General features: G+C 46.8%; 14 protein-coding genes. 7 read left to right on the top strand and 7 right to left on the bottom strand.

Translation table 11 applies throughout. The annotated features are described in order from the left end of the window. Positions 1-22: 22 nt before the first annotated feature. Positions 23-961 carry a hypothetical protein gene (locus tag CMO31_02290; protein ID MAZ52831.1) on the bottom strand — a complete coding sequence of 313 codons (939 nt, stop codon included), beginning with the start codon at positions 959-961 and terminating at the stop codon, positions 23-25. Positions 962-1013: 52 nt separating this feature from the next. Further along, complete coding sequence (locus CMO31_02285) at positions 1014-3506, bottom strand: DNA gyrase subunit A (protein MAZ52830.1); 2493 nt, start codon at positions 3504-3506, stop codon at positions 1014-1016. A 280-nt stretch (positions 3507-3786) separates the two neighbouring features. Between CMO31_02285 and CMO31_02280 the strand changes: the two genes are divergently transcribed. Then, a complete protein-coding gene (locus CMO31_02280) occupies positions 3787-4704 on the top strand; it encodes an ornithine cyclodeaminase (protein ID MAZ52829.1) in 918 nt (305 codons plus the stop codon). A gap of 138 nt (positions 4705-4842) precedes the next feature. Here the strand turns inward: CMO31_02280 and CMO31_02275 are convergent, their stop codons facing one another. Continuing rightward, on the bottom strand, positions 4843-5229 hold the full coding sequence (locus tag CMO31_02275; protein MAZ52828.1) for a mannose-6-phosphate isomerase: 387 nt from the start codon (positions 5227-5229) through the stop codon (positions 4843-4845). Between the two features lie 197 nt (positions 5230-5426). Between CMO31_02275 and CMO31_02270 the strand changes: the two genes are divergently transcribed. Genes CMO31_02270 through CMO31_02255 form a run of 4 tightly spaced genes read left to right on the top strand, consistent with a single transcriptional unit; the run spans position 5427 to position 8590 of the window. Beyond that, on the top strand, positions 5427-6731 hold the full coding sequence (locus CMO31_02270) for an adenylosuccinate lyase (protein ID MAZ52827.1): 1305 nt from the start codon (positions 5427-5429) through the stop codon (positions 6729-6731). Between the two features lie 39 nt (positions 6732-6770). Continuing rightward, positions 6771-7499 carry a phosphoribosylaminoimidazolesuccinocarboxamide synthase gene (locus CMO31_02265; GenBank protein ID MAZ52826.1) on the top strand — a complete coding sequence of 243 codons (729 nt, stop codon included), beginning with the start codon at positions 6771-6773 and terminating at the stop codon, positions 7497-7499. Next, entirely contained in the window at positions 7492-7743 is a 252-nt protein-coding gene (locus tag CMO31_02260) for a phosphoribosylformylglycinamidine synthase (protein MAZ52825.1), read from the top strand. The genes CMO31_02265 and CMO31_02260 overlap by 8 nt, the downstream gene beginning before the upstream one ends. Further along, positions 7700-8590, top strand: coding sequence for a hypothetical protein (locus tag CMO31_02255; protein MAZ52824.1), 891 nt, complete (start codon positions 7700-7702; stop codon positions 8588-8590). Before CMO31_02260 ends, CMO31_02255 begins: the two co-directional genes overlap by 44 nt. 63 nt (positions 8591-8653) lie before the next feature. On the opposite strand, the gene CMO31_02250 is transcribed toward CMO31_02255, so the two are convergent. Genes CMO31_02250 through CMO31_02240 form a run of 3 tightly spaced genes read right to left on the bottom strand, consistent with a single transcriptional unit; the run spans position 8654 to position 11648 of the window. Beyond that, positions 8654-9802, bottom strand: coding sequence for an rRNA (guanine-N2)-methyltransferase (locus tag CMO31_02250; protein MAZ52823.1), 1149 nt, complete (start codon positions 9800-9802; stop codon positions 8654-8656). After that, positions 9793-10485 carry a uracil-DNA glycosylase gene (locus CMO31_02245; GenBank protein MAZ52822.1) on the bottom strand — a complete coding sequence of 231 codons (693 nt, stop codon included), beginning with the start codon at positions 10483-10485 and terminating at the stop codon, positions 9793-9795. Before CMO31_02245 ends, CMO31_02250 begins: the two co-directional genes overlap by 10 nt. Beyond that, a complete protein-coding gene (locus CMO31_02240; protein ID MAZ52821.1) occupies positions 10482-11648 on the bottom strand; it encodes an aminotransferase class I in 1167 nt (388 codons plus the stop codon). The genes CMO31_02245 and CMO31_02240 overlap by 4 nt, the downstream gene beginning before the upstream one ends. A gap of 51 nt (positions 11649-11699) precedes the next feature. Here CMO31_02240 and CMO31_02235 point away from each other — a divergent pair, with 51 nt between their 5' ends. Together CMO31_02235 and fumC are read left to right on the top strand one after the other, a co-directional pair. After that, positions 11700-12707 carry a hypothetical protein gene (locus CMO31_02235; GenBank protein MAZ52820.1) on the top strand — a complete coding sequence of 336 codons (1008 nt, stop codon included), beginning with the start codon at positions 11700-11702 and terminating at the stop codon, positions 12705-12707. Positions 12708-12908: 201 nt separating this feature from the next. Then, complete coding sequence (fumC, locus tag CMO31_02230) at positions 12909-14288, top strand: fumarate hydratase, class II (protein MAZ52819.1); 1380 nt, start codon at positions 12909-12911, stop codon at positions 14286-14288. 6 nt (positions 14289-14294) lie between these two features. Here the strand turns inward: fumC and CMO31_02225 are convergent, their stop codons facing one another. Continuing rightward, complete coding sequence (locus CMO31_02225; GenBank protein MAZ52818.1) at positions 14295-14960, bottom strand: hypothetical protein; 666 nt, start codon at positions 14958-14960, stop codon at positions 14295-14297. Positions 14961-15181: the final 221 nt, after the last annotated feature.

The raw sequence follows: 15181 nt of genomic DNA, 5'->3' as shown, positions 1-15181 counted from the left end.
TTTTGTTCATCAAAGGAATGTGTCAAGATAGGCCTCCGTAAGTTCTAATTGCTTCGTAGATAACATCGAATGCACCATCACTATCAATTGTCGTTAGTAAATCGATATTCGGATCTAATGTTTTGTGGGTCTGTCGGGTATCAATGACAGTCATGCCACGAGTGTACTTTCCTTGGAGTTCGATGGTTGCGTGGTGAGATGAGTATTTGAATAGATCGGGGTCGGTTAATGCTAATACCGCAAGAGGATCGTGAAGAGGTCCTTCCAGACGACCTGAGTATTCACGAGCGTATGAAGCGATGTAGAACTGAAGAAGATCTGAGACGAACATGGATACTGTACTACCTAGGCTACGTATATGCTGGATATGGCCCTGGTTAATAAGGAATTGGTGCGTTAGATTTAGGCCTGCCATAAGGATTTTAGCTCCTGAACGGAATACGATATCAGCAGCTTCCGGATCAAACAAAATATTAAATTCAGAAGTTGCTGTAACATTTCCGAATGTGCTTGAACCACCCATTAAAGCGATACCGGAAATTCTATTAGCGAGAGCTGGATCACGTTGAATGGCAAGTGCAACGTTAGTCAGAGGTCCCGTCGCTACTAGCCAAAGATCAGAGTATTCGTTAGATGCTTCGATTATGAATTGGGCTGCGGGTTTCCGCTCTGGTTTTTTTTGAAGGGTAGGCAGTTGAGGTCCATCTAATCCTGAGGCGCCATGTATGAACTCGGCATGGCGCGGTTTTGCAGTAAGGGGTCCCAGCGCACCAGGGTACACTGGGACGTCAATACCAAGCAGTTGGCAGGTAACCAACGCATTTCGAGTCGTTCGTTCAATAGATACGTTCCCGCTAACCACCGTCACGCCAATGAGATTGGTCTTCACTCCAGCTAGTAGAAGGGCAATGGCATCATCGTGACCAGGATCACAATCTAGTAGGATCGTTGGGTGGTTCACAAGTTCAGAATACCGTAAGGTCGGCGAGCTAGGGCTCTAAGTAGCAATTATTCTAATTGGTAGTTCCTCCTTGTTGTAATCCGACCTCAGATTCCAGTTCTAGGAGAGCCTCTTCAAGCTTGTCGTCAGGCAACATGACCATTGTGGCGACGGCTTGATCACCTTCGTCAAGGCGCATGATTGTTACACCTTGTGAAGAGCGACCATAATTACTGACCTCGCTGACTCGTGTCCTTATAAGGACACCTCCTTCAGAAAGGACGAATAGCTCTTCTTCGCCGGTGACTTGGCCGAGGCTAACTAAGGAACCTGTCCGCTCCGTGACCTTCATAGTTATTACACCCATGCCGCCTCTGTTCTGGACTGGGTATTCTCCTAGCAAAGTTCGTTTACCAAAACCGGCTTCAGAAACAGTTAAAAGCTCTGCCTCAGTCTTTGCTTCTTCAGGAATGACGACCAGGCTAACAACATAATCATCTTTACGGAGCCGAATTCCGATAACGCCTTGGGTCGCCCGACCTGTTTCCCTAACTTGCCCTTCTTCAAAACGGATTGATCTTCCCTCCCTAGTAGCTAAGACTACGTCAGCGTTACCGTTACTGATACTGACGGACACAAGCTCGTCGCTAGCTACCAGATTAATAGCGATTAATCCAGCCGCGTTAATATTGGCGTAATCACGGATTGCAGTTCGCTTGATGATTCCTTGTCGCGTCGAAAATAGGAAGTAGCCATCAACGTCGAATGACTTAAGGGAAAGCACTGTTTCCACTTGCTCTTCTCCCTCTAAAGGGAGAAGGTTTCTGAGATGGTTTCCCCGGGCATTTCGCTCAGCTTCAGGTAGGTCGTATATCTTCTCTCGGTATACTCGACCCCGATCAGTAAAGAAAAGGAGGTAATCGTGTGTACTTCCTACCAGTAGAAGCGAATTAATATCATCTTCTTTCTGCCGTTGGCTACTCACGCCTCTTCCGCCACGATTTTGGGCACGGTAGCTTGCCATCGCTGTCCGTTTGATGTATCCGCCCCGAGTAACAGTAACAACCATGTTTTCTTCAGCTATAAGGTCTTCCTTTGATATGTCTTCAGAAAGGTCAGCAATCTGAGTTTTACGTCCGTTACCGAACCGTTCATTAATATTTTGTAATTCTTCCTTAATTACCTTCCATAGTTCTTCTTTTTTTCCTAATATCGTTTCTAGCCTAGATATTTCTTCCTGTAAACCACGGTACTCTTCCTGTAGCCGTTCTCTTTCTAGACCAGTTAGTCTCTGCAATCTCATGTCTAAAACAGCTTGGGCTTGAATTTCGCTGAGATTGAATTCAGTTATTAGTCCTGCTCGGGCTGTTGTTGGATCAGGTGAGTTTCTGATGAGCTCTATAACCTCATCTAGTTGATCCAAAGCTATGAGATAACCTTCCAGGACGTGGGCTCGTTCTTGAGCCTTTCGCAGTTCGAATTGACTCCGGCGTTTTACTACATCAGCTCGATGGTCAAGAAACAAGCGTAGTGTTTCGGGGAGGGCCAAGATCCGTGGGGATTTGTCTACGATGGCGACGTTATTAATCGAAAAGGTGCTTTGGAGTTGTGTATATTTATAGAGTTGGTTTAGGACTAACTCGGGATGCGCACCACGTTTTAATTCGAAAACAATACGCATCCCTTGTCTATCCGATTCATCGCGAATATTGGAGATATCATCTATCTTCTTAGTACGAACCAAGCCTGCGGCTGTTTGAATGAGCGAAGTCTTGTTTATCTGATATGGGATTTCACTTACGATAATAGAATTGCGATTATTCCGCTCTTCAATTCTGACTCTACCTCGAACCCTTATTCCACCTCGACCAGTTTCGAAAGCCTGTCGTATACCTTCGCGACTCATTACTCCCCCAGTTGGGAAGTCTGGACCTTGTATGTACTCCATTAGGCCGTCGAGATCAATCGTGGGTTGATCTATCATCGCGATCAGGCCATCTATAATTTCAGAAAGATTATGAGGGGCAATGTTAGTTGCCATGCCAACGGCAATTCCAGAAGCACCATTAATAAGTAGATTTGGTAAAGCCGAAGGGAGTACCTCTGGTTCAACTGTGGTGTCGTCAAAGTTAGGTTTTTCTTCGACAACTTCTTTGTCTATGTCAACCAGCATTGATTCGCCCAAAGCAGATAATCGGGCCTCGGTATACCTGTATGCTGCTGGTGGATCGCCATCAATAGAACCGAAATTGCCTTGCCCGTCAACTAGCGGATAACGAAGATTCCAATCCTGTGCTAAGCGAACCATTGCGTCATAAATTGAAGCGTCGGAATGGGGATGATATTTCTTAATGACCTCTCCAACCACACCTGCACTCTTCGAGTGCTTTCGATTGGAAAAAAGGCCCTCTTGTTGCATTGCGTAAAGGATCCTTCGTTGTACGGGCTTTAAGCCATCACGGACGTCTGGTAGAGCTCGGTCCACAATGACAGACATGGCATAATTTATGAAGCTTGATTTGATTTCGTCGGTAATTTGAACGGGAACTACATGACCTTCGTTCAAAGGTGCCTCCTAATGTTCGGACCTTGGTGTACTATTTGTAATTTAATCAACTGCATTCAGCGCGTTATAAGCTCTAAATCCAATGCCCTATAGTACCATTGGATTGCCGGGTCGGGCAAACCAACCAATTGCGTAGAAATGCTGTCTGAGAAACGAAAAACTCAATACTTAGCTTCGAATGTGGCTAATTTCTCTTACTGCATTGGTTGACCTGTTATTTACATGGCACTAGACAACCGTAATACCAGCCTAAAAGGAGTGAGTAGGCTATCCTGAAACGATGCGAATCCTGTCTAACGAGGACGTGCGTGCGAGCCTAAAATGGGATGCTGTGCTTACAGCACTCTCGGATGCATTTTTGAATAAAGATGAATACTTAATTCCAGATAGGGTTGTGCTCTCCGCATCGAATGACAGGAGCTTGCTCACTATGCCTTGTTTGTCCAGCGAGGGGTATTTTGGCGTGAAACAGGTATCTGTATCGCCAGAAAATGTAGGGCGGGGCCTCCCGATAGTACAGGCTTGGTACACACTAATGGATCCCAATGGCGCGACCATATTAAGCGCTGAAGCTGATTTTCTAACCTGCATAAGAACAGCCGCTGTCTCTGCGCTTGCTGCTTCTTATTTGGCTCATACAGGGGCTTCAACACTTCTTGTTATAGGGACCGGTGCATTGGCACCCTGGATGGCGGAGGCGCATGCGCATTCCCGTAAATACACTAAGATTTCAATCTGGGGTCGGGATAGCGAAAAGGCGGAACGAACTGCAACTGAAGTGCGTTCACGTCTGCCTAATGTGTTGGTGAACACTACTGCGAATCTCGAACAGGCAATACGATCGGTATCCGTAGTGAGTTGCGCCACTAGTTCCAAGGACCCAATCATTCGTGGCGCATGGCTTGATCCAATCCATCATGTAGATATTGTCGGTTCCTTCACATCCACAATGCGGGAGGTAGACACTGACGCCGTGTTGGGTAGTGACGTGGTGGTAGATGACCGCCAAGCAGTTAAGACTGAGGCAGGTGATCTTATTAGCGCTCAATCAAAGGGGTGGAAATTTACTCAGATTCGTTCTGATCTAGCTGAGGTGATCAGAGGTAATTTTATCCGGGGGCGAAGACCTACGTTGTTCAAGAGTGTAGGGCTTGCGATCGAAGATCTTGTTTTGGCAAGACTGCTTGTGGGGAGCTAGGCAGTATGGGAGTTCAAAACTTATAACCGAAATAGGGACTGAGGTAAATTGGTTTTGCAGAGTTTTTATATCTAGGCTAAGGAAAAACACTTGAGGTCAATAGTTCTGAACTATTAATGGAGTAGCGACTACAAAGCACTAATCAGGTTTCTTATGGAAGAGGTCGTTCTGGGACCAGCCTACCGTTTCAGGATCGTCCACAGGAGCAAGATCTAAATTAACTACAATGGGATCTTGTCCGCTACGGACCAAGACGCATTTAAGTGGTTTGTCAGAGAGCGCGTTGATCTCTTGGTGCGGTACGTAAGGAGGAACGAAGATAAAATCGCCAGGTTCCGCTTCCGCTACATATTCGAGATGATCTCCCCACCGCATTCTGGCTCGGCCACTTACCACGTAAATTATGCTTTCAAGTTCACCATGGTGGTGGGCTCCCGTCTTAACATCAGGTTGGACCGTTACGGTGCCAGCCCAAAGCTTCTCGGGTCGGATATGTTCCTTACTGAAGGCTGCCGCTCGGATCATACCGCTAGTTTGGGGCGTGTTGTGATCTAGGTCTTTGGTACTAACAACGCGAACGCCTTTCGTGCGCCACTTTTCTGTTTTGCGTACCTTATTCACCAGGTTCCTCCGGTTTGGGAAAAAGTTTACTTGTCTGGTTAATATCCTATCAGGCTTAAGAATCGCGATCTTTTTACTTTGGGGCGTGGTACTGTCCAGCCATGGTTGATCGTTACGCCACTCCCGAAATGTTGTCCCTATGGGGTGAGGTAAATCGATATCGGACTTGGTTTCAAGTTGAGTTATCCGCAATTGAAGCATGGGAACGATTTGGTGAGGTTCCGGCTGGAACCGGGTCCCGGCTTCGGACTGCCGTTGAACAGAACCCGCTCGACGAAGGGTTTGCCGCTCGAGTTGCAGAAATTGAGGCTGAGACTCATCACGATATTGTGGCTTTTACACGAGCGTTAACAGAACGCTTCGGGGAAGATGCACGCTTTATCCATTTAGGTCTTACCAGTACAGATATAGTTGACACCGCACAAAATCTTTTGCTCCGCGATGCCATGTCCATTGTAATTACTGATTTAGTTGAACTTTCTTCTGCGGTACGGGACCTTGCTGTTCAACATAAGTTGACGCCATGTATAGGACGGACTCACGGTATACATGCCGAACCAATGACCTTTGGGCTAAAGTTTCTGTTTTTCTATTCTATTTTGGAGCGTGATTTGGTTCGTCTCAAACAAGCCCGGGAGGGGATTTCAGTGGCGATGCTGTCCGGATCGGTCGGCACTTACGCTCATGTTCCACCCGAGATCGAAAGATTCGTGGCAGAAGACTTGGGAATCTCCCCAGAATCGGTGTCTAACCAGACTGTAGCTCGTGATCGGCATGCTGTATTATTGTCAAGTCTCGCGATATTGGGCACTACAATTGAGCGAATTGCAGTGGAGATCCGTCATCTTCAACGAAGTGAAGTTCGGGAGGCGATGGAGGGTTTCAGTCCTGGGCAAACTGGAAGTTCCAGCATGCCACATAAGCGTAATCCTATTGCCACAGAAAACCTTACAGGTGTGGCTAGGATCTTACGGGCGAACTTGCAGGCGGGACTCGAGAACGTTTCGCTTTGGCATGAGCGGGATATCAGTCACAGCTCGGTTGAGAGATTTATATTGCCAGACAGTACAACCTTGGCGAGCTATGCTGTCCGTCGATTGACCCGAGTCATGCGAAGACTAGAGATTTTCCCAGAACGAATGGCGGCAAATCTCGACCAATTAGGGGGACTTGTCTTCTCTCAGCGGGTGCTTCATAAGCTTATTGCTAAAGGAATGATGCGCGAAGATGCTTATGATGTTGTTCAAAGAAACAGCCTCTTAAGTTGGGATTCTGGGACAGCCCTTCGAGAGTTTTTGGAGGGTGATTCTGGTTGCCCATTGACTCCAAGCGAACTCGATGAAGCCTTTGACGTTGACTGGTATCTTCGATATATAGACGAGATTTTCGCCCGGTTTACTCTTTGACTAGATAAATTAGGACGCAATACCTGTTATGATTTCGCCGTGGCAAAGTCCCAAAAGCTTGCCCTCCGTTACGAGGGCAAGGCTAAGAAGATTTTTGAAACCGACGATCAGGCCCGTTATATCGTTGAATTTAAGGACGACGCAACCGCTTTTAATGCTCAGAAGCGGGGAATAATTGTGCGTAAAGGTGAGATTAATAATGCAATTACCGCAACGCTTTACGAATATCTAGAATGCAACGGTATAAAGACTCATTATGTTAAGAAACTTGGGATAACGGAACAACTAGTGCAGGCTGTGAAGATTATTCCTGTAGAGGTGATTGTTAGGAATCGTGCGGCTGGTTCTTTCGCTAGTCGTTATGGCATAGAGGAGGGTGACGAGCTTAATCCGATGGTTATTGAGTGGTGCCTAAAGAGTGATGCGCTTGGTGATCCACCAATGAATGATGCCACCGCTGTTGCCCTCGGATTTGCTACGCCAGAGCAGTTAGAGATACTTTTAGACCAATCATCAAAGGTAAACGATCTTCTGCAACCCTATTTGCATGATCGTGGTCTTGAGCTGATAGATTTCAAGCTAGAGTTTGGCGTTGATTTGGCCGGTGAGATATTGCTTGCTGACGAGATTAGTCCAGATACCTGCAGGTTATGGGATGTCAGCACCGGAGGTAGTCTCGATAAAGATCGTTTCCGACGTAACCTAGGTGGGGTTGAGGAAGCGTATTTAGATGTGTTTCATCGGATCGTTAGGAATACTCATGCCTGAATTCCGGGCTGTAGTTTTGGTGATGTTAAAACCGAGCCTCCTTGACCCTCAAGGAAGAGCTGTAGAGCGAACCGTTCAGAGGCTGGGAAGCAAAAATGTGAAGGATATGCGAATTGGAAAACGAATTGAATTATTTATTGAGGGTGATCGTGAAGCAGTTGAAGTTCAACTTGAAGGGTTAGCCCGAGAAGTTTTAAGTAATCCAATTACTGAGGACTTTAGTATTCAGCTTAGCGAGTTGTAAGCTAGTGGATCACAGTACAGGAAGTATCAAGACTCATGACGGCCTGTCATTGTTTACCCAAAGTTGGACTCCGAAGACTCATGTCCGGGCTACGGTTTTTCTTGCACACGGTTACGCTGAACACTCTGGGCGTTACGAGTTTTTGGCAAATTCGTTAACTAAGGTAGGCATAAGATTAGTGACTCACGATTCTAGGGGTCACGGTAAAAGCGGAGGTGATCGGGGTCTCATCCCCAACATAAATGTCTTGACTGAAGACTTCAAGCAGGTGGTGGAGTTTGAGCGAACCCATAATCCGGTGGGAAGGCCGATAATTTTGTTTGGACACAGCATGGGTGGGCTTGTAGCCACTATGTTGGCTGTTAACGAGCCTGATTTACACGAACTTCTTGTTATCAGTTCACCTTTCTTTAGGCCGACATTGCAACCTGCCAAATGGCAGGTTGCAATGATACGACTGATAGCTAATGTTTTTCCAAATCTTCCAGTCACCAATTTCGATAGCAACGAACTCTCGCGCATTAGTGAAGTGGTCAGGTTATACGATGAAGACCCTCTAGTTTATCGAGGTTGGTTGAAAGCTCGATCTGCTTTTTCTTTGATCAATGGGGGGAAAGCGGCTTTTCTGCGAACTAAGGATCTTAAGCGCCCCTTGCTAGTGGTTCATGGAGGAAGAGATCCAACCGCTAGCCCGAGCGTAAGTAGTGATTTCGTTGCCAAAGCCGCACCGGCCGACAAAACCCTTCAGATCTATAAAGACAGTTTGCATGAGGTATTTAATGATCTTGATGGACCCAAGGCGTTGGATAATGTTGTTACTTGGATAGAGAATCGAATCGGTACTTAAAATTAGGTGGTTCTTTAACCTGATTGAGTGGAAAGAAAAAAGTGAACTTAGTCGGCATAAGAATCATTTGTGGAGTACTCGAATGAGAAAGAACTTTAGGTACCTAGCTTCTGGAAAATTTAGTGGTACGGGGTGATCTGGTGGGTGAGCTGTTTCATGGATTATTTGTGTTGTTGCTCCGATCGAAGACGCAGCTTCGGCTAGCACTCTGCGAAAGCCTGTGGGAGATACTTGCGTAGTGCAGCTTGAAGTAGCCAGTAATCCCCCATTAGCAACACTTTGGAAAGCTAGGCGGTTTAGGCGCCGATACGACTTTAGTGCCTTGGTTCGCTGCGTTTTACGGCGCGCTAGGGATGGAGGGTCAAGGATAACGAGGTCATAGGTCTTACCTTGACTAACTAACGTCTTTAGGTACTCATAGGCATCAGCTCGTACCGTCTCATATTGATTAGGTTTAAATCGGTTGGCCATGACATTCCTATGTGCATCATGAAGAGCTTGGTCAGCACGGTCTACAATTGTTGCGTAAAGTGCACCCCCTTCGAGGGCGTTGACGGAGAATCCACCGGTGTAGCTAAATACGTCTAAAACTCGAGCTCCAGCCGCCCAAGCTCGCACTATTGATCGATTATCTCGCTGATCGAGATAGAGCCCAGTCTTTTGACCTTCATAAATATTAGCCAAGAAGTTCAAGCCGTTTTCGCGGACTGTAAATTCTGCTGGTGGTTCCTGGCCCCAGAGAACGCGGTAGCCATCCTTAGTACGAGCTAGTACTCCTTTTAGTTTCATGGTTTTCCCTAGAGCTTTTGCTAGGGTAATTAAAAGCGAATCCACACCAGTAATGTAAGTTTTGATTATTGCAAAACGGTCATAGCGGTCTACAACGATGCCAGGGAATCCGTCGGATTCGCCATAAAGAATGCGGTATGCATTGTTGCCCGGGTTACCAAGTCCTTTTCTAATATCTTGGGCCGTTTGCAGTCGATTTATTACCCAAGAGTGGTCTGGAACCTGGTTACGATCGTAAAGACGGATACCTACGTCACCAATTGATTGGTATAAGCCGATAGCGCTAAGTCTCCCTGCTTCGACACGAACCCAGCAAGCTGTTTCAAGATTGTGCTTTGGCAAGTGGTTCCTGTAGATCCAAGGGTGCCCGCTACGTAAAAGACCTTCATGCCGATCTCCAATATTTAGGGTTTTTAGCGGCACAGGGATGGGATGTCCGCTAGTTCACGGACCCTTGTAAGTATTCTGTCGAACATGTTTTTAGTCAAGCGGCCGGTGTTAGTGTTTTGGAAGCTCACATGGTAGCTGTCCAAAAGGGGTAGTCCTTGGTCTTCAAGCTTATGGAATTGGCCGTGACAAAAAGGATGTCGGGCTTTCACGAGATCTTTACCTTTGGCTTTGAGAAAATCTAGGTATGCGTCGTGTGCTATTTTGCCTAGCGCAAGAACGATTCGGGCTTCTGGAAGTTGTGAGAAGTCATGATTTAGCCACTCGCGGCAGGCAGCAATTTCATTGCGGTGCGGTCGGTTTCCGGGGGGTACACATCGGGCTGCTGAGGTGACCCAAACATCTTGCAGGGTCAGGTCATCATCCATATCAACAGATCTAGCTTGATTTGAAAAGCCTGCCCGATACAAGGCAGGGTAAAGGAAATCTCCACTGGCATCACCGGTGAACATTCTTCCTGTACGGTTGCTACCATGCGCTCCCGGGGCCAATCCGATAATTACCACTTTGGCTCTTGTATCGCCAAATCCAGGAACTGGTCGTCCCCAGTACGAATGATTACGATAGGCCTTCCTCTTTTCTTTAGCCGTTCGCTTGCGATGTTCTACGAGCCTAGGACAGCGGACACAGTCCTCGAGCCCAGCAGGGAGGTTATTCATACCTGCTTCCTAATGATTGCGGTTGCGTCTTGGAGTCGGTCTAGAGCCGCGTCGAGGATGGGTTGTGAAGTTCCAAAATTTAGTCGTGCAAATCCACGTCCTTCTCCTAGCTTTCCGAATCGAGATCCTCTCTCTAGCACTAGGCCGGTTAACTCTTGTAGATTTTGGGCCGGGTCGTCAAGTCCTAATTTACGGAAGTCGAGCCAAGCTAGGAAAGTTCCTTCGGGAGGAATCCATTCAAGATCCGGGGTTTCAGCGACTATTTCACCAATGCGTTTACGGTTTTTGCGCAAGTAGTTTAGCGTATTAATCAACCAAGGATCGGCCTTTGTGTAAGCTGCTAAGGCAGCCGTTTGAGCGAGAGTATTTGGGGCCTCTGCTGAACCACGAGCTCTCAACTTCATCTTTTCACTAAGCTTTCGATTCGCTGTAATAGCAAAACTAATTTTTAGTCCCGCAAAGTTGAAGGCTTTTGTAGGTCCGTAAAGCGTAACAGTCTTCTGAGCTAATTCTGAAGACACGTTCGCTAAGGGACGATGCTCACCATCTAGAACAAGATCCGCGTGGAGCTCATCAGAGATTATCCACAGCTTTTTTTCAAGCGCAAAGTTTGCTAAGGTTTCAATTTCAGATTCAGTAAACACACGGCCAACAGGGTTATGTGGATTGCATACCAGGAGTGCCTTGACTTCTGGCGTCCAACCCTCTTCTAAAGCCTCTCGATTGACCCGATATCCTGGTTGGCTGAGGGGTACTGGAACGATTCTTCTGCCCGTATATTCGATGGCTTCGAAGAACGGCGTATAAACCGGTGTCTGCACCATTACACCCTCACCGGGTTTAGTTACTGCACTTACTGATAAGAAAAGTCCAGGTACAGTCGCACTGAGGGGCTGAATCTGTTCTGCTCCAATGGCCCACCCATAACGAACTGCGAGTCGGTTTGCGACAACCTCCTTGAGACCAGGAATACCCTGTTTGGCTGAGTACATTAGGGTTCCATCCCTTACGTGTTTAATAAGAGCTGTGCTAATTTCTGAAGCGATTGGGAGGTCCATGTCTGCTACAGATAGCGGCAGTTCGTCTTTTTCAACCACACACCACTTGTCGCTGTAAACCTTACGCATGTCGGCCACGACAAGTTGATTGAAGGGTTTTGGCATGCTCCTTAGCTTACCAGTTCGGACCCAGGTTCCTCAGGTAGACTCTGGATTGTGAGAGTCAAACTGAAAGTTCCTGATTGGGCTGTCAAAATGGTTAGTGACCACACGGACATGGATAGGAATCCTCTACGCTTAAAAGCGGGTTCCGGACGACACATAAAGCTTTCCCTACCTGACGACGTTTATTTTGAATATGGCTACATCGATTCTGGTGGCGAGATGAGAGCCGATCCTAACAATCCAGTAGTAGCTGCAAACCCCTGGTATCCCGCGTTAAGCGTTTTAACAGGTCCGACGCACAAATTCCTCGGGCCGTTGGTCGATCTTCCACCAAGCAGCGGGGACCTTAAGCGATATCAATTACATAGTTACCATTTTAAAGCTCGGCGCCGATTTGCGATTTTTTCCCCAGACGGTGTCGGTGATAAGCCGCTACCAATTGCAATCGTTCAAGATGGTCCTGCGTTCCTTAGGATTGGGTACCTTGATCGCATTTTTGAGTCCTTAGTGAAAGCAGGATTAGCCTATCCTGTCCGGCTAGTCTTTGTAGAACCAGCTGATCGAACTATTGAATATCAATTTTCCCCCACCTATAAGTCATTCATATCTCAAGAACTCCTTCCCTTTATTGACGCAGAAATACCAGTAGAGGGCAAACCAATTCTTATTGGAGTCAGCTTAGGGGGTCTCGTGAGTGCAACCATTGCTCTAGAGGATCCAGACCGCTATCAGGGTGTAGTGACCTTATCAGGCGCGTTTCTTGGGACCCCTTCAAATCCTGATCCATATAACTCTACGAAATCATGGGTCTTAAATAGGATCAAGGAAGGAGCAGGTTCTAACCTGCGCTGGTCCCTTGATGTGGGCACCCTAGAATGGCTTCTTGAAATAAACAGAAGTGTTCAGGAGGCATTGGACTGTAGTGGGGCAACCCATCGTTATCAGGAATGGAATTCTGGTCACAATTGGGTCAGCTGGCGAAATTGCCTCACCCAGTCCATAAGGTTCTCGTTTTCTCCAAAAATTTTTAACCATAAAAGTAAAAGACTTAAAAATTAATACTAACAACAATGTCCTACTTGGGGCTTTAAGTGATTGCTTAGCGGTATTTAGTGTTGTGGACTGAGCTGATCTCAAGCCGTGCTGACACGTCAATATCCATGACAAGGGAATCAATTTAGCTCCGATGATGGACCTGTTGATGCGGTAGGGCAGGGGTGAAGGTTCGCCTTCATGGTTGTTGTTGCGATAGCATTAACCATGGTTTACCGAATCGAGAAGGACACCCTTGGTGAGGTGCAGGTTCCAGCAGATCGATATTGGGGCGCCCAGACGCAGCGGTCGCTGGAAAATTTCCCAATTGGTGACGAGATAATGCCAATAGAGATTATAAAGGCCTTCGCGGTGCTGAAAAAATCAGCCGCCCTTGTTAACGCCGAATTGGCTGGGCTTGAACCTGACAAGGCTCGGGTAATCTCTGACGTTTGTGACGAGATACTAGAGGGAAAACTAGATAATCATTTTCCGTTGGTTGTCTGGCAAACTGGTTCGGGCACACAAACTAACATGAATGTTAATGAGGTGATAGCCAACAGGGCAATTGAGGTCTTAGGGGGTGAACTCGGCTCCACTGTTCCTATTCATCCTAACGATGATGTGAATCGCTCACAGTCATCTAACGATACTTTCCCGACAGCCATGCATATTGCCGCATATACAAGTTTAGTAAATCGAGTTGTTCCGGCTGTTTCGAATTTGCGTAATACGCTTGCTTCTAAGGCTGAGGCCTTTAGTGATGTAGTTAAGATTGGTCGTACGCATCTTATGGACGCTACCCCTCTTACTCTTGGTCAGGAGTTTTCGGGGTATGTTGCCCAACTCGACAAGGGACTTCAGGCGGTGCGATCAGTACTTCCTAATCTTTCTGAACTGGCGCTGGGAGGTACTGCAGTAGGGACAGGACTTAATGCTCCTCAGGGATACGCAAGCTCTGTAGCTGAACGAATTGCTAGTTTTACGGGATATCCATTTGTTCCTGCAGGAAACATGTTTGAAGCTTTAAGCGCTCACGATGCTGTAGTTGAGGCTTCCGGAGCTCTAAAACGCTTGGCCGTAAGCCTGATGAATATTGCTAATAATATTCGCATGCTGGCGTCGGGACCACGATCCGGAATTGGAGAGCTAGAACTCCCAGCAAATGAACCCGGCTCCTCGATTATGCCTGGCAAGATTAACCCCACTCAAGTTGAGGCACTTACCATGGTTTGTGCGGAAGTTATTGGAAATGATGTGGCGATAGCTCTTGGGGGTAGTCAAGGTCACTTTCAGCTCAACACATTCAAGCCAGTAATGATCTTTAATCTGTTACGTTCGGGTTGTCTCTTAGCTGACGCTTGTGACTCATTTGACCTGCGACTCGCAATCGGAATTGAGCCGAATCGTAAAAGGATTGAAGAGCAGTTGAGTCGTTCGTTAATGCTTGTGACAGCTTTAAACCCCCACATAGGTTATTACAAGGCTGCAGAGATTGCTCAGAAGGCCCATGCCGAAAATATTACGCTAAAGGATGCGGCTTTAGAACTAGGTTATCTTACTGCTGAAGAGTTTGATCGGATCGTGATTCCTGCAAACATGGTTTGATTTCACTTAACGGCGCTCGTCGATAATTTCTACGTCTCTTGGGATAAAGGTAACGTCAGTTGCTGTTAATCCTTGATTAGGGCGGAAATTCTCAAAAACCAAATCGAAAAGAAGTGCACCGTTGCGGTGAAAGTACGTTAGGCGATAGGGGTACCATTCTTGGTCAACCACCTGGGCATTAACTCGTCCTATAGTGGCAATCGTACCGTCAATATTTTCGAAATCAAGGACATACACATTCCCTACAGAAGTTTTTTCATAGCCAATCAGCTTAGTTCTAAAGCCAGAAAATACCTCTTCAAGGTCCAACGAAAGAGTAAAGATATTCCCGTTATCATCTTGCGGCATTAGTCGTCCGAGGGCCTCGGGGTCTGAGGAGTCGAAGAGCGTGGCTTGATTCGTCACGAATAGGTAGTTGTAGAGTTTGTTGCCATCAAGAACAACAAAATTGTCAGCTAGAGCGTCGGGTTGTATGAAGTAGGCTCTGAGTACCGGGACTGCTGGGATCGCCTGAACATCTATCTCGAGGAAGATTTCTGTCCCATCGGCGTCAACCAGACGTCCCTTCAAAAGAAATGAAAGGTCTGCTAAGGCCGCGCTTTTCTCCTTGAGATTGCTTAGAACAGTGTCTATATTTAGGTCCTGCGCAAGGGAAAGGTTTGCTATCAACATTGAGAACCACAAGAAGGCAAGGCCCAGAGGCATTCGGCCGAAAGATCTAGTCGGTTGCCCTGGAGAATCGTAAGGTCCTATGTTAATGGATTGATAGGGTCTGGTCATATTAAGTCAAGCCTAACTTGTGTCACTAGTGAATGGCATGAGAGTATTCTCTTCATTCTTAAGGCAATGGATAAAGGTTTCTTTATGGTGTTCACACTTTTCGATTGAAAGCG

Source organism: Trueperaceae bacterium, assembly GCA_002707365.1.
Taxonomy (GTDB): domain Bacteria; phylum Deinococcota; class Deinococci; order Deinococcales; family Trueperaceae; genus UBA6957.
This window is presented reverse-complemented; position numbering and strand designations above follow the sequence as displayed.